The organism is Serratia sp. CY71090, assembly GCF_052166845.1.
Classification (GTDB): domain Bacteria; phylum Pseudomonadota; class Gammaproteobacteria; order Enterobacterales; family Enterobacteriaceae; genus Serratia; species Serratia nematodiphila.
In genome coordinates this window covers 600,510-618,999 of record NZ_JBJNOA010000001.1, presented here as the reverse complement: position 1 = coordinate 618,999, position 18,490 = coordinate 600,510, and the positions used below count along the sequence as shown (strand labels likewise).

Genomic DNA, 18,490 nt, shown 5'->3' with positions numbered 1-18,490 from the left:
GCGATGGACAGTAAACTGTTAGATTATTACAACCGCGAGCTGGCCTATCTGCGTGAGATGGGCGCCGAGTTCGCCGAACAGTACCCGAAGGTCGCGGGCCGTCTCGGCATGCGCGGCATCGACGTGGCGGACCCTTATATCGAGCGCCTGATGGAAGGCTTCGCCTTCCTCACCTCGCGCGTGCAGTTGAAAATGGACGCCGAGTTCCCGCGTTTTTCTCAGCGCTTGCTGGAGATCATCTACCCCAACTACCTGTCGCCGACGCCGTCGATGGCGATCGCCGAACTGCAGCCGGACAGCAGCAAGGGCGATATCAGCAACGGCTTCGTGGTGCCGCGCGGCACCATGATGGACAGCCAGACGCTGAAGAAAAGCGGCATCACCTGCAGTTACACCACGGCGCATGACGTCACGCTGCAGCCGGTGCGCATCGCCGGCGTCGAGCTGGGCGGCATTCCGGCCGATATTCCGCTGGCCTCGCTGGGGCTGCAGCACAGCGGCTGCGTCAGCGCGCTGCGCATTCGCCTCGAGTGCTACGAAAGCGTGACGCTCAACAACCTGCAGCTGGACCAGCTGATGTTTTATCTGGCCGGGCCGGACATGCAGGCGCAGCAGCTGCTGGAACTGCTGATGCAGCACAGCGTCGGGCTTGTCTGCCAAACGGTGGAGGCGCAGCCGCAGCGGCGCGCGCTGGCGCTGGACGGGCTGCGGCAGGAGGGCTTCGCCGCCGAACAGGCGCTGCTGCCCAACGACCTGCGCAACTTCGAAGGCTACCGGCTGCTGCAGGAGTACTTCGCCTTCCCGGCGCGCTTCCAGTTCTTCAGCGTCAACGGCCTGCGCCCGCTGCTGCAAAGCGTGCGCGAAGGGAAAAAGGCGCTGCGCCAGTTCGAGATCGTGGTGCTGCTGGATCGGCACGACGCCGCGCTGGAACGGGTGGTCGACGCCGCCCATTTGGCGCTGCACTGCACGCCGGTGATCAACCTGTTTCCGAAGGTCGCCGAACGCATCGCGATCAACGAAAAAAACCACGAATACCATCTGGTGGTCGACAATATCCGGCCGCTGGATTACGAAGTGTTTTCGGTGCAGCGGCTCGGCGGCAGCGCCAGCGAAAAACGCTACGAGCAAGAGTTTCGGCCGTTTTACAGCACCCTGAGCGCGGACGATGGCAACTATGGCGCCTACTTCTCGCTGCGGCGCGAACAGCGCACCCTGTCGGAACACGCCCGCCGCTACGGCACCCGCACCGGTTATGCCGGTTCGGAAGTGTTCGTGTCGTTGGTGGACGAACGGCAATCGCCGTGGCACAGCGATCTGAAATACCTCACCGCCGACGTGCTGTGCACCAGCCGCGACCTGCCGTTGATGCTGTTGCAACAGGATCAGGGCAACTTCGTGATGCCCGATTCGATCCCGATCAAGCAGGTCTCGCTGCGCAAAGGCCCCACCCCGCCGCGCCCGGCGCTGGCCGAAGGGATGATCACCTGGCGGCTGATCAGCCAGCTGCAGCTGAACTACCTCAGCATGATGGACGGCGATCCGGAACAGGGCGCCGCCAGCCTGCGCCAGCTGCTGGGGCTGTACGGCAACCTGAGCGAACCGGCGATCGCCAAACAGATCCAGGGCGTGCGCCACTGCAACCTGCGGCCGGTCTATCGGCGTGTGCCAGAGCCCGGTCCCATCGTATTCGCGCGCGGCATCGCCATCGATCTGACGGTCGATGAGCAGGCGTTCTCCGGCAACAGCCCTTACCTGCTCGGCAGCGTGCTGGAGCGCCTGTTCTCGCGCCTGGTGGCGATGAACACCTTCACCGAGATGACGCTCTCCAGCCAGCAGCGCGGCGAAATCGCCCACTGGCAGGCGCGCATGGGCAAAAGGACGCTGATATGAGCGCGGAAATGATCGCCACCGAACTGGCGCCGCCGCAGATCAACGCGCTGTATCGCCTGCCGGACGACTTCTGGCCGCGGCTGCGCAGCGCGCCTTACAAACACGATCTGTTTCAGCTGCTGCGGCGCATCGACGCCCAGGGCGGCCAGCCCTACCTGCTGGGGCGCGCGCCGCTGCCGCGCCACGAGATGCTGCGCCTGGGCCAGGAGCCGTCGCTGTCGTTCGCGCCCTCCACGCTGGCGCAGGTGACGCCGCGCGCCAACGGCCCGCTGCACGACGTTTCGATCTTCAGTTTCGGCCTGTTCGGCCCCAACGGGCCGCTGCCGCTGCACCTGACCGAATACGTGCGCGAACGGGTGTATCACCATCAGGACACCACCCTGCTGGCGTTCACCAACCTGTTCCATCACCGCCTGACGCTGCTGTTTTACCGCGCCTGGGCCGACGCGCAGCCGACGGTATCGCTGGATCGCCCGGACAACCGGCGCTTCGACGAGTACCTGTCGAGCCTGATCGGCATCGGCCAGCCGGCGCAGCAAGAGCGCGACAGCATCAACGCCCACGCCAAGCATTTTATGGCCGGTCATCTGATTCGCCACAGCCGCGATCCGGAAGGCCTGAGCAAGATTTTGCAGCAGTATTTCAAGGTGCCGGTGCGCATCGTCGAAAACGTGCCGCACTGGCTGCGGGTGGAGCCGCGCGAGCAGGCGCGGCTCAAGGCCGGACGCGGCGCGCCGCGGCTCGGCGAGTCGGCCTTTCTCGGCATCGCGGTGCGCGATATCCAGCACAAGTTCCGCATCGAGCTGGGGCCGATGCCGCAGCAGGACTATGACCGTTTCTTGCCGGGCGCCGATCTGTGCCGGCAACTGCGCGACTGGGTGCGCCAATATCTGGGCATCGAGTTCGTCTGGGAAGTGCGCCTGATCCTGGCGAAGGAACAGGCGCACGGCATCCAGCTCGGCGGCGCGCAGCGATTGGGCCTGAGCAGTTGGCTGGCCGACCATCGGCGACAGCGCGATCTCGACGATCTGATCTTCAGCCCTGAACCGCTGGAAAACCCGTTCTGACCCTATTTCGGCTGGCGCCCTGCGGCGCCAGGCCACCCTGAGACCTGAGGAAAACCATGTCTGAAATCAGCCGCTCGGTATTATTTGGCAAACTGGATAGCCTGTTATTCACCTCTCTGGAAAGTGCGACGGCGTTTTGCAAGCTGCGCGGTAACCCCTACGTCGAACTGGCGCACTGGCTGCATCAGCTGATGCAATCGCCGGACGGCGATCTGCAGCAGATCGTCCGCCACTTCGCGTTGGACGAGGCGCAGCTGGCGCGCGACATCGTCGAGGCGCTCGATCGCCTGCCGCGCGGCGCCAGCGCCATCTCCGATCTGTCCGAGCACATCGACAGCGCGGTAGAACGCGCCTGGGTCTATGGCTCATTGAAATTCGGCGCGGCGCGCATCCGCGGCGGCCACCTGCTGCTCGGCATTCTGAAAACCTACAGCCTGCGCCATCTGCTGAAGGCCATTTCCCCGCAGTTCGAGCGCATCAACACCGATCTGTTGATGGAGCAGTTCGCCGCCATTACCGCTCACTCGGCGGAAAACGCCGAGGATGCGCCGGCGGAAAGCCGCGCCGAGAACGCATCCGGCGCGGCGCGCAGCGGTGAAAGCGTGCTGGCGCAGTATGCCCAGGATCTGACCGCCAGAGCGCGCGACGGCGAGATCGACCCGGTGGCCGGCCGCGATGAAGAGATCCGGCAAATCATCGATATCCTGATGCGCCGCCGCCAGAACAACCCACTGCTGACCGGCGAGGCCGGCGTCGGCAAAACCGCGGTGGTGGAGGGCCTGGCGCTGCGCATCGTGGCTGGCGACGTGCCGCCGCAGCTGCGCGACGTGAAGCTGTGCCTGTTGGACATCGGCATGCTGCAGGCCGGCGCCGGCGTTAAGGGCGAGTTTGAAAAACGGCTGCAGGCGGTGATCGACGAAGTGCAGTCCAGCCCGACGCCAATCATCCTGTTTATCGACGAAATTCACACCCTGATCGGCGCCGGCGGCGCCCAGGGCACCGGCGACGCCGCCAACCTGCTGAAACCGGCGCTGGCGCGCGGCCAACTGCGCACCATTGGCGCCACCACCTGGTCGGAATACAAGAAATACATCGAGAAAGACCCGGCGCTCACCCGCCGTTTCCAGGTGGTGCAGGTGCACGAACCGAGCGAAGACAAAGCGCTGCTGATGCTGCGCAGCACCGTCAGCCCGCTGGAGCAACACCACCGCGTGCTGCTGCTGGATGAAGCGGTGGATGCCGCGGTGCGGCTGTCCCATCGCTATATTCCGGCCCGCCAGTTGCCGGACAAGGCGGTGGCGCTGCTGGATACCGCCTGCGCGCGCGTGGCGGTCAGCCAACACGCCGAGCCCGCCCAGGTTGAAGACTGCCGCCATCGCATCGATGCGCTGCAGATCGAATTGGATATCGCCCGCCGCGAGGCCAAGGTCGGCATCGGCGATCCCCTGCGCCCGCAGGAGATTGAAGCTCAGCTGACCGCGCTGCGCCTGGAGCTCGAACAACTGACCGAGCGCTGGCAGCAAGAGCTGACGCTGATCCAAGAGATCATCACGCTGCGCGCCCAGCTGCACCGGCAGGAAGCGGAGGAGCCTGCCGGCGAAGAAACGGAGGCGGGCCCTGACGCCGACGCGCTGCGCGCCCAACTGGGCGAGCTGCAGCAGCAATTGAGCGCGCTGCAGGGCGAAGCGCCGCTGATCTTCGCCGCCGTCGACGCCAACATCGTGGCGGCGGTGGTGGCCGACTGGACCGGCATCCCGCTGGGCCGCATGGTGAAAAACGAGATTGAAGCGGTGCTGCAACTCTCCGACACCCTGAACCAGCGCGTGATCGGCCAACGCCATGCGCTGGATCTGATCGCCCGCCGGGTGCGCACCTCACGGGCGCGGCTGGACGATCCGAACAAGCCGGTCGGGGTGTTCCTGCTGGCCGGGCCCTCCGGCGTCGGCAAAACCGAAACCGCGCTGGCGCTGGCGGAAACCCTGTACGGCGGCGAGCAGAACGTCATCACCATCAACATGAGCGAATTCCAGGAGTCGCACACCGTTTCGACGCTGAAAGGCGCGCCACCGGGCTATGTCGGCTACGGCGAAGGCGGCGTGCTGACCGAGGCGGTGCGCCGCCGCCCATACAGCGTGGTGCTGTTGGACGAGATCGAGAAGGCGCATCCGGACGTGCATGAGATCTTCTTCCAGGTGTTCGACAAGGGCTGGATGGAGGACGGCGAAGGCCGTCATATCGATTTCCGCAACACCATCATCATTCTGACCTCCAACGTCGGCACCGATCTGATCGCCGGGCTGTGCAGCGATCCGGAGCTGCTGCCGGAGCCGGAGGCGCTGAGCGGCGCGCTGCGCCAGCCGCTGCTGTCGGTGTTCCCTGCCGCCTTGCTTGGCCGTCTGCTGGTGGTGCCGTATTACCCGCTGACCGATGCCACGCTGGGCAACATCGTGCGCCTGCAGTTGGGCCGCATTCAGCGCCGCCTGGCGGAGAATCACGACATCGTCTGCACCTTCGACGACGCGGTCATCGAGCAGATCGTCAGCCGCTGCACCGAGGTGGAGTCCGGCGGCCGCATGGTTGACGCCATCCTGACCAACACCCTGCTGCCGCAGATCAGCCACACCCTGCTGACCGGCAGCGCCAACGACCAGCGCTATCGCCAGCTGCATATCGCGCTGCAGAACCACGAATTCATTTGTCAATTTCAGGCATAACGCCGCGGCCGCCGAGACGGCGGCCCTTTGAACACAGAGAGTCATCACTATGTCGGGAACCGGGATAACCAAACCGAATTCGAACAGCCTGCCGAGCGGCTATCGATTCAACGAATTCGAGATCCAGGAAGCGATCGGCGAAGGCGGCTTCGGCATCGTCTACCGCGCTTACGATCACCAACTGGAACGCACCATCGCCATCAAGGAGTACATGCCGACCTCGCTGGCGAAACGCAACGACGATCTCAGCATCGGGCTGCGCGGCGAGCGCTTCAGCAAAACTTTCCAGGCCGGGCTGAACAGCTTTATTCAGGAGGCGCGTCTGCTGGCGCGCTTCTCGCATCCCGGCCTGCTGCACGTATTGCGCTTCTGGGAAGAGAACGGCACCGCCTATATGGGCACCCAGTTTTACAGCGGCACCACGCTGAAAAACCTGCAGGCGCAGCAGCCGGAAAAAATCGACGAGGCGTGGATCCGTCGGCTGCTGCCGCCGCTGTTCAGCGCCATCAACACCATCCATCAGGAAGGCTATCTGCACCGCGACATTTCGCTGGATAACATCCAAATCCAGGAGAGCCAGCTGCCGGTGCTGCTGGACTTCGGGTCGGCGCGCAAAGAGATCGGCAACCTGTCGGACGAAACGGAGATCATGCTCAAACCGGGCTTCGCGCCGATCGAGCAGTACACTGAGAACAGCGACGGCGAACAGGGGCCGTGGACCGATATCTACGCGCTCGGCGCCGTGCTGCACACGCTGATCGTCGGTTCGCCGCCGCCGGTCAGCGTGGTGCGCAGCATCGAAGACAGCTACCAGCCGCTGGCCGAGCGCCGCCCCGCCGGCTACTCGCCGGAGCTGTTGCGCACCGTCGATCGCGCGCTGGCGCTGAAGCCGGAAGACCGCCCGCAGACCATCGATGAAATGGCCGAGCTGTTGCATCTGCCGATCGCCGATGAAAACGAAATCATCAGCACCCCGGCCGCCGCGCCGGAGAACTTGCTGGTCGCCGCCAACCCGGCCGCCGCTGCGGCCGCCGCCGGCGCCGTTACCGCGCGCGGCACCCAATTCTCGCGCCCGATGATGGCCGGCGCCGGCGTCGCCGCGCTGCTGGTGATCGGCGCGATCGCCTGGCTGAGCGGCGGCAAGGACGATGCCCAGGCCGTCGCCCAAAACACCGTGGCGTCACCGGCGCAGAAAACCCTGACGGAGCAGCCGAGCGCGCCGCAAACCGCGCAGCCTGCAGCGGCGGAACCTGAAAAAGCGGCGCCGCCACCGCAGCCGGTGGCGCTGGTGTACTTCAAACTGCAGCCGGGCGAACAGGTCAGCCTCGACGGCAAGCCGCAGCAGGTGACGCCGGGCGAAAACGGCTTCGCCAGCCTGAACCTGGCGCCGGGCCATTATCAGTTGGAGATCCGCCACAACGATCGGTTGCGCCGCCAGCAGCTCAGCATCGACACCGCCGGCACCTGGCTGGTCAACCCGGCCACCGCAGGTTAATCCCGTTCTGAAACTCCGCCGCGGCGGGGTTTTCCCTATTTCATGAGACTGACGCACCACCGCCCCCTCATTGGCCGCGCGGCAAAGCCGCTGCAACGGCCGGAGTATGCAGGGGATGACGTCAATCACAGAGGATGTTCTCATGTTGGATCGCATTATTGCGCACACGCCGCTGGGCCAGGATCAACTGCTGTTCCGCTCGCTGGACGGCATCGAAGCGCTTTCCACTCCTTTCGACTTCTCTATTGAATTGCTGAGCACCGACGCGCGGCTCGATCGCAAAGCGCTGCTCGGCCAACCGCTGACGCTGGAGATCCCGACCCAGGGCTTTCTCAGCGCCCCGCGCTACCTGAACGGCAAGATCACCGCCATCGCCGTCAGCAGCGAAGAGATCGGCGGCACGCGCTACGCGGTGTATAACCTGCACGTGCAGCCGGATCTGTGGCCGATGACCAAAGACCGCAACTTCCGCATCTTCCAGGAACAGACGGTTCCGCAGATCGTCAAGACCCTGCTGGCGGAGCACAACGTGCAGCTGGAAGATCAGCTGACCGGCGACTATCGCCTGTGGGGCTACTGCGTGCAGTACAACGAAAGCAGCTTCAACTTCATCAGCCGCCTGATGGAGCTGGAGGGCATCTATTACTATTTCAAACACGAGATGGGCAAACACACGCTGGTGCTCGGGGATGCGCCCCACCACCACCAGCCCTATCCCGGCTACGAGATGATCCCCTACCACCTGACACCGTCTGGCGGCAGCACCAGCGAGGAAGGCATCAGCCAGTGGACGTTGTCCGATCGCGTCACGCCGGGCATCTACAGCCTGGACGACTACGATTTTCGCAAGCCGAACGCCTGGCTGTTCCAAGCGCGGCAAAACCCGGTCTCACCCACGCCGGGGCAGATCGACGTTTACGACTGGCCGGGCCGCTACACCGAGCATCAGCAGGGCGAGTTCTACGCCCGCGTGCGCCAGGAGGCCTGGCAGGCCGAGCATCAGCAAATTCGGGGCTCCGCCACCGCGTTGGGCATCGCCCCCGGCAGCACCTTTACGTTGTATAACGCCCCGCACGCCGACGACAACCGCGAATATCTGACGCTGCAGGCCAACTACCATCTGAAAGAGAACCGCTACGCCAGCGGCGACGATCAGAGCAGCGAACACCGCATCGACTTCACCGTGCTGCCGGCGGACGTGCCCTGGCACCCACCGCAGCAGGCTACCTGGCCGAAAACCCACGGACCGCAGACCGCCCGGGTGGTCGGCCCGGCCGGCGAATCGATTTGGACCGACAAATACGGCCGTATCAAGGTGAAGTTCCACTGGGATCGCTTCGGGCCAAAAGACGACGGCAGCTCCTGCTGGGTGCGCGTCTCCAGCGCCTGGGCCGGCCAGGGCTACGGCGGCGTGCAGATCCCGCGCGTCAACGACGAAGTGGTGGTGGACTTTATCAACGGCGATCCGGATCGGCCGATCGTCACCGGGCGCGTCTATAACGAAGCCAGCATGCCGCCCTGGGCGCTGCCGGCCGCCGCTACCCAGATGGGCTTTATGAGCCGCACCAAGGACGGCACCGCCGACAACGCCAACGCCCTGCGCTTCGAAGACAAGGCCGGCGCCGAACAGGTGTGGATCCAGGCGGAACGCAACATGGACACCCAGGTGAAAAACGATGAGAGCCACACCATCGCTAACGACCACACCCACCTGGTGGGCGGTAACCAGATCAAACGGGTAGTGCTCAATCAGGCGACCGGTGTCAAAGGTGAATCCTCCGCGCTGACCGGCAAAACGCGCAGCGACGCCGTAGTCAACGCCTTTACCCTCGGCTCCGGCGAATCGCTGCGGCTCGAATGCGGCGAAAGCGTGATCGAACTGCTGGCGGACGGCCAAATCAACATCACCGGCACCAGTTTCAATATCACGGTGAAAGAGGATGGCGCGATCAATACCGGCGGCCAGCTGGATCTCAACCAGCCCGGCGGCGTCGCACGCACCGCCGCACCGGGCGGCGGCCATCAGGCGGCGATCCAGAGCGCCGTCGATCAGCTGTTCCCTAAAGAGTAGGTAATTGGTACGCCAGGAAAGCCGGTTAACGCCGCCCCTCGGGCGGCAGTACCGGCAAAAACGCCGTCCGCTGTAACCCCTTTTGGCAAGGAGATGAATAGGCTGGCGGCAAAATCACCGACGTTAAGCCAACACAACGGGCTGAATCTGTACCGCCCATCGATTCAGCCCTCTTTATCATTTCCCCTTCACCACTTCTTCACCGTCTGGTAAATATCGAGGTCGAAATAGCCGTCGGCCTCGCAGTCGTTGAGATAGTGCTCATAGCTCACCCCCTCAACCGGCTGGTAGCCGCTGGCCGGCAGCAGCTTCTGATAGAACTCGCCCCACACCCGCTCGAAATCGCCATCGCTGATGCGCACGTGGTAGACCGCATACTGCCCGGCGGGCAGCGTCTGCACGGTGACGCCCTCGCTGCCCGCCGGCAGCGCGAAATCGTCCGCCACGCTCATCACCACGTCGGCGCGCAGCTTTTCCGGCGCCACTTCCGCCGGATCGTCCCAGTACAGCACCAGCCATTTGCCGAACGGCACGTCGTGGCGCTGCCGCCATGCCAACAGATGCTGCGAGCCCTGCGGGATAGTCTGCGGATACGGCCCCACGACTCTCACTCCCACCACCTTCTCCGCCGCCTTATCGATAATCCTCACGCTCATCGCCCTTCCCCCTCACAATGTCTCAGGCACCGATTTCGGTACGCACGTCCAGCAACTCGGGGAAAAAGGTCAGATCCAACGCCTTTTTCAGGAAGCTGACGCCGCTGGAGCCGCCGGTGCCCGACTTAAAGCCGATGATCCGCTCCACCGTTTTCATATGGCGGAAACGCCACAGATGGAAACTCTCTTCGATATCCACCAGCTTCTCCGCCATTTCATAGGCTTCCCAGTAGGTTTGCGGGTTGTCGTAGATCACTTTAAACGCCGGCAGCAGATCCGGGTTGCGCTGGTAGGGCTGCGTCCAGTCGCGCTCGAGACACTCCTGCGGGATCGGCAAGCCGTGGCGCGCCAGATACAGCAAGTATTCGTCGTACAGGCTCGGCGCTTCGAGGATCGCCTTCAGCGCGGCGTGCCTTTCCGCGTCGTTGCTGAACACCGCCAGCATGGCGGCGTTCTTGTTGCCGAGCAGGAATTCGATCGACCGGTACTGGTGCGACTGGAAGCCCGACGAACTGCCCAGCACGTCACGAAACTCGACGTATTCCGACGGCGTCAGCGTTTCCAGCACCGCCCACTGCTCGAACAGCAGCCGCTGGATCTGTTTGACGCGCGCGAGGATTTTAAAACAGTGGCTGAGTTTGTCCTGTTGCACCAGCCGCAGCGCCGCCTGCAGCTCGTGCAGCATCAGTTTCATCCACAGTTCGGAGGTTTGGTGCTGTATCACGAACAGCATTTCGTCATGATGCGGCGGGTTGGAGAGCGGGTGCTGGCAGTCCAGCAGTTGGTCCAGGCACAGGTAGTCGCCATAGCTCATGCGTTTGGAAAAATCGGTGACAATCGCGCTTTCTAATTCCCGTTTGTTCATCTGTGATCTCCGTTGCGCCCAGCGCCCCATCGGCCTGGAACGTGCCGCAAAGAGAAAACAATAGTACAGAACCCGCCGCCCCGAAGGGCGATAAACGAGAGATGCTTCGCAGATCTCACTCATCTGCGTTAACACAGTGCCCCACCCCCGTTGTTGTTTAGTAAACAACACGGCTGCCGCCTGACGACTCTCACAAATGCGCGATCCCATGCGCGCGCCGCCCCGGTTGCAGCTTGCCTGCGGCCGGCTTCCCTTATAGATTGCAGGCTAACGGCAGGCAGCAAGGTATCGGCAAATGGCAAATATTCGTGATGTGGCGCGGTTGGCCGGCGTGTCCATCAGCAGCGTGTCGAACCTGCTGAATAATCGCAGTCACCAGATGAGCGCGCAGACCCGTGAGCGCATCGAACGGGCGATGGCGACCCTGGGCTACCGGCCGGCTCAATCGGCGGCGGCACCCGCGCCGCAGGCGAAAATCATCGGCCTGCTGCTGCCGTCGATCGTTAACCCGAGCTTTTCGGCGCTGGCGCATGCGGTCGACGGCGCGGCGCGGGCTCACCGTTACCGGGTCTTGCTCGGCAACGCCTACCGCCAGGAGCAGGAGGAGGCCGCGTTTATCGACGATATGTTCCTGCACGGCGTGCGCGGCATCATCGTGGCGGCGAGCGACATTCGCCAGACCCATTTTGTTCGGGCCGCCGAGCGCGGCATGAAGATTGTCAGCTACGACAGCCCGTTTGCCGAGCCGATGGCCACCGATAACCGGCTGTTCGACAGCGTGTCGATGGACAATATCGCCGCCGGGCGCCTGGCCGCACAGCACCTGCTCGAACGCGGCTGCCGACACATCGTGTTCGCCACCGAAGCGACGCTGACCGTCGGGCGCAGCCACAAGATCGACGGTTTTCTGAGCGCCCTGGGGCACAGCCTGAGTGAACGCCAACGGGTGATCGAAGGCAAGGCCACCAGCGCCTACGGCGACACGGAAATGTTCGAATTGGGGCTGACGCTGGCGCCGCGCGTTCTCGCGTTGGCGCCGCGCCCGGACGGCATCGTGGCGATTAACGATGCGTTGGGCATCGGGCTGATGGTGGGCCTGCGCGCCGCCGGCGCCCAGGTGCCCGCAGACATCTCGGTGATCGGCATCGACAATATCGCGCTGGCCGGCCTGGCCGAACCGGGGCTGACGTCAGTCCGGCCGCCGCTGGCGGAGATGGCACAGCTGATGGTCGAACGCCTGATCGGCCGCATCAACAATGATTCGCAACCGCCCGGCGAGTTTCTCTTCCCGCCGACGGTCATCAGCCGGCGCTCGGTCAAAACCGCCGGTTAATAGAGTAAAAACGGCTTTCCCAGACGATGCGCAGTCGGCATCGTCCGGATCGTTACAGCTAAAAGCAGAAAAAATAGAATCGTCGCAATAAATAAACGGCGCGACGCTTTTATGCACGCAACGTCGTTATTCAGCTCTCCGCTCATTGCTTTGGGCCGGGCCGCTATTATTCCGATTAACCACATGGGAAAAACCATGATGAAAAAAATAATGCCAAAGGATATTGAACGCAGCGCCATCAGGAAATTGACGCTGCATATTGTGCCCCTCATGATATTGTTGTATTTCCTGGCCTTTCTCGACCGCAACAATATGGCCTACGCCGCCAAAGCGCTGGAAGATAATTTGGGATTGACCGCCTCGGCCTTCGGCTTCGCCTCCGGGATTTTCTTTATCGGCTATTTCCTGTTTGAAATACCCAGCAACGCCGGCACCATAAAATTCGGCCCGCGCATCTGGTTCGCCAGAATATTAATTTCCTGGGGCATCTTCGCGACCCTGCTCGGTTTTGTGCGCACGCCGCTGGAGCTGTATATTTGCCGTTTTATGCTGGGCGTGTGCGAAGCCGGTTTCTTTCCCTCGGTGGTGTATTACTTCACGGTGTTTTTCCCGGAAAAGTACCGCACTAAAATTCTCGGCATGTTCATCATCGTCCAACCGCTGTCCAACGCGGTCGGCTCGCCGATTTCCGGCTTTATTCTCAATATTCAGCATGACTGGTTCGGGTTCGCCCCCTGGCAGCTGCTGTTCATCCTCGAAGGGCTGCCGCCGATCGTCATCGGCCTGTTGATCCCATTCCTGATCAAGAACTCGCCCAAGGATGTCGGCTATCTGAACGTGGAGGAAAAGGCCTGGCTGATGAGCAACGCCGGCCGCTCCAAATCCGGCTCTAAAATCACGCTGGGCGACTTCCTGAAAGGGATTAAAAACAAGAAATACCTGCTCTACGCGCTGCTCAACTTCGGCATGGTGTGCGGCATTTACGGCTTCGGCACCTGGCTGCCGTCGATCATCAGCGCCATTTCCGGCGGCGATATCTTCCGCGTCAGCCTGCTGGCGCTCATTCCCTACGGCCTGGCCGCGCTGCTGGTCTATCCGTGGAGTCTGTGGGCCAGCAAAACCAAAAAACTCGGCGTGTTCGCCGGCCTCAGCATGGTGATCGCCGCCATCGGCCTGATGGGCGCGGTGACATTTTTTAAATACGACCCGTTCGTCGCGCTGTCATTCCTGTGCATCGCCGCCATCGGCATCTATACCGCCGTGCCGCCGTTCCTATCCATGCCCGCCAACATTTCCACCGGCGCAGCCGCGGCCGCCGGGCTGGCGGTGGTGAGCTGCATCGGCAATATCGGCGGTTTCGTCGCCCCCTATGCGGTGGGCGTGCTGAACGATCTGACCGGCAGCAGCGCGCCGGGGCTGTTTTTCCTGGCTTCGTGCCTGCTGGCCACCGGGTTGATCTGCATTTTCTACTGCGCCAAACAGCGTGAAGGCGTCATCAATTCTTAACGAACCAATAAGGAGTCAATCATGGGCGATCTTGCGGGCAAAAAGGTCTTTATCACCGGGGCGGAACAGGGCATCGGCCGCGCCACCGCGGAGCGGCTGATCAAGGCCGGGTGCGACATCTATTTTCACTATCACAGCGACGAAAGCGGCCCCAAAGCGCTGGTGGCGCTGGCCCATTCATTGGGGCAAAAGGCCGCCTACGGCTACGCCGATCTCATCGACACCGACGAAACGCTGCGCTGCGTCTCGGCCGGCGCCGAGTTGCTCGGCGGCATCGATATCCTGATCAATAACGTCGGCGGCATCGTCGGGCGCAAATGGCTGGGCGAGATCGACCGCGCCTTCTGGCAAACCGTGATCGACGTGAACATGACCACCATGCTGAACGTCACCCAGAGCGCGCTGCCGCACCTGAAAGCGGCGCCGGACGGCGCCAGCATCGTTAACCTGGCCTCACAGGCGGGCCGCGCCGGCGGGCACGCCGGCTCGCTGGTCTATTCCGCCACCAAGGGCGCGGTGCTCACCTGGACGCGCTCGCTGGCGGCGGAGCTGGGCGAGCACGGCATCCGGGTGAATGCGGTGGCGCCCGGCCTGATCCTCGGCACCCGTTTCCACAATCGCCACACCACCCAGGCATCGGCGGAGGAAACCGTTCGCGCCATCCCGCTGGGCCGCGCAGGCACACCGGACGACGTGGCGCGCGCCATCGCCTTCCTTGCGGCGGAATACGACGGTTTCATCTCCGGCGCGACTCTCGACATCAACGGCGGCATCTACCGCATGTAATTCAGCTGCGGGCGGCGCGCTTGCCGCCCGCCCATTCAGGAATCGCTTTATGATCAAATCCGCCATCACTCACCCGCCGCTGCTCGCCGCACTGGCGCAATGCGGGCATAAAACCCAGGTGTTGATCGCCGACGGCAACTACGCCTGCGTGACGCACGCGCCGAAAGACGCCACCGTGGTCTATCTGAACCTGGCGCCCGGCACGCTCGCCGCCCCGCCAATCCTGGAAAAACTGCTGGCCTGCATCAACGTGGAAAGCGCGGCGCTGATGGCCTGCCCGCCGGACTTCACCAACACCATCGAAACCGAATACCGGCAGCTGCTGCCGGCACATTGCCCGGTCGAACACCTGCCGCGCGAGGCGTTTTACGCCGCGGTCAAATCGGATCGAACGCTGCTGGTGATCGCCTCCGGCGAACAGCGCCGTTTCGCCAATCTGCTGCTGACGGTGGCGCCGGTGGTGTAAAAGAGGTAGAGGGTGTGAGGGGTAAAATGAGGGGGCCAGCCCCCTCATGCCGTTACAGGTCAGCGACCCACTTCTCCAGCTCCCCCGCACGTTCCGCATCGATATAGCTGGTGGCCCAGCCAAACAGGTAAGCGAAGGCGAAAATGCCCACCGTCGACGACACCAGCGTCGGCGCGAAAAACGCGGCGATAGCGGAGAGCGTATACCCTGCGCCGATCGACAACCCGAGCGCTTCGAGCTGGTTGCGGAACGCTTTCCAGTTGCCGGTTGAGAAACCTTCAATCGCGGCGTTTACCAGATCCGCGCCTTTGATCGCCCAATCCACCCCGGAGAAGACCTTGCCCAATACCCGCGCATTGCGGGCATACTGTTCCGCATCGATCATTTTCAGCCAGGTGACAATCGCCGCTTTGTCCTGCGCCTTAAGCTTTTTGTTCAGGCCCTTCGTCAATTGCTCGTAGGTTTTCTCCGCATCTTGCACGTTGCGGATATATTTTCCTTGTATTCCCGCCTCCAAATCCTTGGCGAGTTTGGCGTATTTCGCGCCGATCTTTTCCGCAATATCTTTATTGATACCTGCGGCCAGGCTGACGCCATCCTTGATGGCTTTTAATTCCGCATTTTGATATTCGACGAATTCCTTAACGATCGTTTTTACCGAGCCGGGCGATTTTACCGGTTTGCCGTTGGCATATTTCACCTCCATGGCATTCAGGTTATCCCCTCTCACCACGGCGATAAACGCGGGCCGGTTCTTATTGGCCTTATAGTAGAGGTTGTAGGTCGCCACTCCGTCTTGCTTTTCCACCTTCAAATGATGAAAACCGTAGTAACTCCCGGTCGTGCGGGTCGTCGAGAATTCGCCGGTTTTGCCGTTGCCATGCCAGCCGCTGACGGGCCGATCGCGATGCGAGTCTGTCACGAAACTGCCTAACGAAGAGGCGCCGATCTGCCCGGCATTCAGGCCATTGTTGCCGCCTTTGCCAGGAGTTGAGGGCTTGCGCGCATGGCCGGTTTCGATATCCCCGATCGCCACTGTCACCCCCTTGGCGTTGACCCCCATCACCAGCCCCCCCAGGCCAATGTGCTTCGCCTGATCGGCCGTCAAACCGGTGGCGGAAAGGCTCAGCGTGCCGGATGGGCTGACGCTTTCAATATGCAATTTCGCAGCCGGGTTAATTCTGCGCGCCGCCTTAATCACCGCCTCCAGCTTCATGCGCAGCGCCGGATCGTTTTGGATCGCCGTTATCTGTTGCTGTTCCGGGCTGTTGCCAACGCCGGCGCCGCCGCGATCGCGATCGCCGGAATGGCCTTTATCGCCGCCCCCCGGCTCAGGGCCCGTACCGCGTTCAGAACTCCAGTTAGTCCCATCTCCTTTACCGCCATAATTAAATCCAGGCATATGCTTTCATCCTTATTTCGTTTTATTTTTAAGATGCCGATATTCTCGTTTAACGCGGATTGACACGCGCATTATCCCTATCGGCAAACCGTTTTTAGCTGCCCGTCATTTATAAAAAACTGCAGAAATAAGGACAACGGATGGCGGCTGTCTGGTCGGTGAAACAATCAACGAGCCAACGCATGCGCGCCTTTTGCAATACAGGCGTTAGAGACTGAAATATCCAAGGGACATATGTGATCAAACAGCGCAAAACGGCGAATGGTGAATAAGAGAGGCTGTACGCGCTCAGCCGCCAGGCGGCCAGCGACGCATCCGGGTTCTGAACTCGGGGGGTGGACGCGGTGAAGATCGTCGGCGCACAGATCATGCCATGCTTATCCTGCCTTATTATCGCCTATTCCCTTAGGTCTCGACGGATTGGGCCGCGCAGCAGCCCGTGGAGCATCACGCGGCTCCCGCTCCCCCAGCCGCACCAGCGGGATATCCGCCAGCCGGGTGGTGTAAGCCGGCGACAGCATTTCGCGCTTCATTTGCCACGGTTTGACGATCCCCTGCCCGGCGAACCATACGCGCCCGCGCCCTTCCTGATTCAGGCGATCGAGGGTCGCCATCAGCCGTTCGCTGTTGCGGCGCGGCGGGCAGTCGTCGAACAGGTCGATCTGCGCCATGGCGGCGGCGCTGAAATCCCCCAGCACCACGCCGCCCTTCAGGTAACGTCGCCCCTCCTGCCAGATGCTCTCCAGCGCGCGCACCGCCATGGCGATGATGTCGCGGCTGTCGTTGCTCGGGGTTTGCAGCCGGGCGGTGCCCATATTGCTGTAATAGCCTTCGCCCGCCGAATGCGGGCTGGTTTTGATAAACACCGACACGTTGCGGCAGTAGCGCTTTTCCTGCCGCAGCTTTTCGGCGGCGCGTTCGGCGTAGCTGCAGATCGCCTCGCGCATATGCGGGTAATGCGTCAAGCGCTGGCCGAACGAGCGGGAACAGATGATCTGCTCTTTCGCCGCCGCCTCATCTTCCCACCGCAGGCACGATTCGCCGCGCAGTTCACGTATCGTGCGCTCCAGCACTACGCTGAAGGTTTTACGCGCCAGCCGGGTATCGCAATCCGCCAGCTGCAGCGCGGTGTGGATCCCCATCGCCTGCAGCTGGCGTGTCAGGCGGCGCCCCACGCCCCACACCTCTTCCACCGGGATCAACGCCAGCAGCTTGCGCTGGCGCACCGGATCGGATAAATCCACCACGCCGCCGGTGCCGCGCCATTTCTTGGCCGCGAAGTTGGCCAGTTTAGCCAGTGTCTTGCTCGGCGCAATGCCGACCCCGACCGTCAAATGCAGCTCGCGCCGGATGCGATCGCGCACCCGCCGGCCGAACGGTTCCAGCGCTTCGCAGTGCGCCACGCCGTCCAGCCGCAGAAAGGCTTCGTCCAGCGAATAAATCTCCACCGCCGGCGCCATCTCCTCCAGCGTGTCCATCACCCGGCGGGACATGTCGGCGTACAGCGCGTAGTTGGAGGAAAACACCGCGACGTTGCGGCGGCGCATCTCCTCTTTGATTTTGAAATAAGGCGCGCCCATCGGCACGCCCAACGCCTTCGCCTCGGCGCTGCGGGCGATCACGCAGCCGTCGTTGTTGGACAGCACGATCACCGGCCGCCCCCGCAGGTCGGGCCGAAAGATGGTTTCGCAGGAGGCGTAGAAGCTGTTGACGTCTACCAGGGCAAACATGGTTACAGCGCCGCGTAGACGATAAAGGTCACCACGCCGAAGATCTCCAACTGCGCCTCGTCGTTGAACACGATCGGCGCATAGGCGGGGTTCATCGGCAACAGCCGCACGTCGGGGTAGCGCTGCAGTTTTTTGACGGTGAATTCACCGTCCACGGCGGCGATCACGATATTGCCGTGTTCCGGCGTCAGGGCGCTGTCGACGATCAGCAGATCGCCGTCCTGAATATTGCCGTCGATCATCGACTCGCCGCTGGCGCGTACAAAGTAGGTGGCGTTGGGATGCCGCACCAGCAGCTTGCCGATATCCAGCCGGCTCTCGACATAGTCCTGCGCCGGGGAAGGAAAGCCGCAGGCCACGCGATCGGCAAACAGCGGTAACGTCAGAGACTCACCTGGTGAAAAAGCATACAACCTTGAATTGCTCAGCATAATCATAACCAAACTGTATATTTATACAGTAAAGCATAAACAAAACGCGAACGCGCGCAACCCCAAATCCCCCTGCGG

The 18,490-nt window shown here is 62.5% G+C and carries 14 protein-coding genes; 9 read left to right on the top strand and 5 right to left on the bottom strand.

Annotated features, from left to right (window positions below):
* Positions 1 to 3 precede the first annotated feature (3 nt).
* The 5 genes from tssF to ACJ8OK_RS02850 all read left to right on the top strand — a co-directional run bounded on the left by tssF (position 4) and on the right by ACJ8OK_RS02850 (position 9,237).
* Complete coding sequence (tssF, locus tag ACJ8OK_RS02870) at positions 4 to 1,890, top strand: type VI secretion system baseplate subunit TssF (protein WP_048324040.1); 1,887 nt, start codon at positions 4 to 6, stop codon at positions 1,888 to 1,890.
* Positions 1,887 to 2,957 carry a type VI secretion system baseplate subunit TssG gene (tssG, locus tag ACJ8OK_RS02865; protein WP_048324042.1) on the top strand — a complete coding sequence of 357 codons (1,071 nt, stop codon included), beginning with the start codon at positions 1,887 to 1,889 and terminating at the stop codon, positions 2,955 to 2,957. The genes tssF and tssG overlap by 4 nt, the downstream gene beginning before the upstream one ends.
* Before the next feature lie 56 nt (positions 2,958 to 3,013).
* On the top strand, positions 3,014 to 5,671 hold the full coding sequence (tssH, locus tag ACJ8OK_RS02860; RefSeq protein WP_060559836.1) for a type VI secretion system ATPase TssH: 2,658 nt from the start codon (positions 3,014 to 3,016) through the stop codon (positions 5,669 to 5,671).
* Positions 5,672 to 5,720: 49 nt separating this feature from the next.
* Positions 5,721 to 7,166 (top strand): serine/threonine protein kinase, encoded by a 1,446-nt coding sequence (locus ACJ8OK_RS02855; RefSeq protein ID WP_060559837.1) that lies wholly within the window; start codon positions 5,721 to 5,723, stop codon positions 7,164 to 7,166.
* Between the two features lie 142 nt (positions 7,167 to 7,308).
* Positions 7,309 to 9,237, top strand: a complete 1,929-nt coding sequence (locus tag ACJ8OK_RS02850; protein WP_156865906.1) for a type VI secretion system Vgr family protein — start codon at positions 7,309 to 7,311, stop codon at positions 9,235 to 9,237.
* 188 nt (positions 9,238 to 9,425) lie between these two features.
* Here the strand turns inward: ACJ8OK_RS02850 and sbmC are convergent, their stop codons facing one another.
* A complete protein-coding gene (sbmC, locus tag ACJ8OK_RS02845) occupies positions 9,426 to 9,893 on the bottom strand; it encodes a DNA gyrase inhibitor SbmC (RefSeq protein ID WP_442530376.1) in 468 nt (155 codons plus the stop codon).
* 22 nt (positions 9,894 to 9,915) lie between these two features.
* The gene (gene kynA / locus ACJ8OK_RS02840; RefSeq protein ID WP_004935005.1) at positions 9,916 to 10,758 is read right to left on the bottom strand and encodes a tryptophan 2,3-dioxygenase; all 843 of its coding nucleotides are present in this window, start codon (positions 10,756 to 10,758) and stop codon (positions 9,916 to 9,918) included.
* Positions 10,759 to 11,053: 295 nt separating this feature from the next.
* Between kynA and ACJ8OK_RS02835 the strand changes: the two genes are divergently transcribed.
* The 4 genes from ACJ8OK_RS02835 to ACJ8OK_RS02820 all read left to right on the top strand — a co-directional run bounded on the left by ACJ8OK_RS02835 (position 11,054) and on the right by ACJ8OK_RS02820 (position 14,849).
* Positions 11,054 to 12,091 (top strand): LacI family DNA-binding transcriptional regulator, encoded by a 1,038-nt coding sequence (locus ACJ8OK_RS02835; RefSeq protein WP_442530375.1) that lies wholly within the window; start codon positions 11,054 to 11,056, stop codon positions 12,089 to 12,091.
* A gap of 270 nt (positions 12,092 to 12,361) precedes the next feature.
* Entirely contained in the window at positions 12,362 to 13,597 is a 1,236-nt protein-coding gene (locus tag ACJ8OK_RS02830; protein ID WP_228392596.1) for an MFS transporter, read from the top strand.
* Positions 13,598 to 13,618: 21 nt separating this feature from the next.
* Positions 13,619 to 14,383 (top strand): SDR family NAD(P)-dependent oxidoreductase, encoded by a 765-nt coding sequence (locus ACJ8OK_RS02825; protein WP_021505753.1) that lies wholly within the window; start codon positions 13,619 to 13,621, stop codon positions 14,381 to 14,383.
* Between the two features lie 49 nt (positions 14,384 to 14,432).
* Entirely contained in the window at positions 14,433 to 14,849 is a 417-nt protein-coding gene (locus ACJ8OK_RS02820) for an RbsD/FucU domain-containing protein (RefSeq protein ID WP_060559840.1), read from the top strand.
* A 52-nt stretch (positions 14,850 to 14,901) separates the two neighbouring features.
* Here the strand turns inward: ACJ8OK_RS02820 and ACJ8OK_RS02815 are convergent, their stop codons facing one another.
* The 3 genes from ACJ8OK_RS02815 to umuD all read right to left on the bottom strand — a co-directional run bounded on the left by ACJ8OK_RS02815 (position 14,902) and on the right by umuD (position 18,418).
* Positions 14,902 to 16,251: a colicin-like pore-forming protein gene (locus ACJ8OK_RS02815; protein WP_442530374.1), complete on the bottom strand. Its 1,350-nt coding sequence runs from the start codon at positions 16,249 to 16,251 to the stop codon at positions 14,902 to 14,904.
* A 377-nt stretch (positions 16,252 to 16,628) separates the two neighbouring features.
* On the bottom strand, positions 16,629 to 17,981 hold the full coding sequence (gene umuC / locus ACJ8OK_RS02810) for a translesion error-prone DNA polymerase V subunit UmuC (protein WP_318161099.1): 1,353 nt from the start codon (positions 17,979 to 17,981) through the stop codon (positions 16,629 to 16,631).
* Positions 17,982 to 17,983: 2 nt separating this feature from the next.
* Positions 17,984 to 18,418 (bottom strand): translesion error-prone DNA polymerase V autoproteolytic subunit, encoded by a 435-nt coding sequence (gene umuD / locus ACJ8OK_RS02805; protein WP_015378308.1) that lies wholly within the window; start codon positions 18,416 to 18,418, stop codon positions 17,984 to 17,986.
* Between the last annotated feature and the right edge of the window lie 72 nt (positions 18,419 to 18,490).

Excerpts from the sequence above, each read along its gene's own strand:
- tssF (WP_048324040.1), top strand. The coding sequence starts at position 4 with ATGGACAGTAAACTGTTAGATTATTACAACCGCGAGCTGGCCTATCTG.
- tssG (WP_048324042.1), top strand. The coding sequence starts at position 1,887 with ATGAGCGCGGAAATGATCGCCACCGAACTGGCGCCGCCGCAGATCAAC.
- tssH (WP_060559836.1), top strand. The coding sequence starts at position 3,014 with ATGTCTGAAATCAGCCGCTCGGTATTATTTGGCAAACTGGATAGCCTG.
- ACJ8OK_RS02855 (WP_060559837.1), top strand. The coding sequence starts at position 5,721 with ATGTCGGGAACCGGGATAACCAAACCGAATTCGAACAGCCTGCCGAGC.
- ACJ8OK_RS02850 (WP_156865906.1), top strand. The coding sequence starts at position 7,309 with ATGTTGGATCGCATTATTGCGCACACGCCGCTGGGCCAGGATCAACTG.
- sbmC (WP_442530376.1), bottom strand. The coding sequence starts at position 9,893 with ATGAGCGTGAGGATTATCGATAAGGCGGCGGAGAAGGTGGTGGGAGTG.
- kynA (WP_004935005.1), bottom strand. The coding sequence starts at position 10,758 with ATGAACAAACGGGAATTAGAAAGCGCGATTGTCACCGATTTTTCCAAA.
- ACJ8OK_RS02835 (WP_442530375.1), top strand. The coding sequence starts at position 11,054 with ATGGCAAATATTCGTGATGTGGCGCGGTTGGCCGGCGTGTCCATCAGC.
- ACJ8OK_RS02830 (WP_228392596.1), top strand. The coding sequence starts at position 12,362 with ATGATATTGTTGTATTTCCTGGCCTTTCTCGACCGCAACAATATGGCC.
- ACJ8OK_RS02825 (WP_021505753.1), top strand. The coding sequence starts at position 13,619 with ATGGGCGATCTTGCGGGCAAAAAGGTCTTTATCACCGGGGCGGAACAG.
- ACJ8OK_RS02820 (WP_060559840.1), top strand. The coding sequence starts at position 14,433 with ATGATCAAATCCGCCATCACTCACCCGCCGCTGCTCGCCGCACTGGCG.
- ACJ8OK_RS02815 (WP_442530374.1), bottom strand. The coding sequence starts at position 16,251 with ATGCCTGGATTTAATTATGGCGGTAAAGGAGATGGGACTAACTGGAGT.
- umuC (WP_318161099.1), bottom strand. The coding sequence starts at position 17,981 with ATGTTTGCCCTGGTAGACGTCAACAGCTTCTACGCCTCCTGCGAAACC.
- umuD (WP_015378308.1), bottom strand. The coding sequence starts at position 18,418 with ATGATTATGCTGAGCAATTCAAGGTTGTATGCTTTTTCACCAGGTGAG.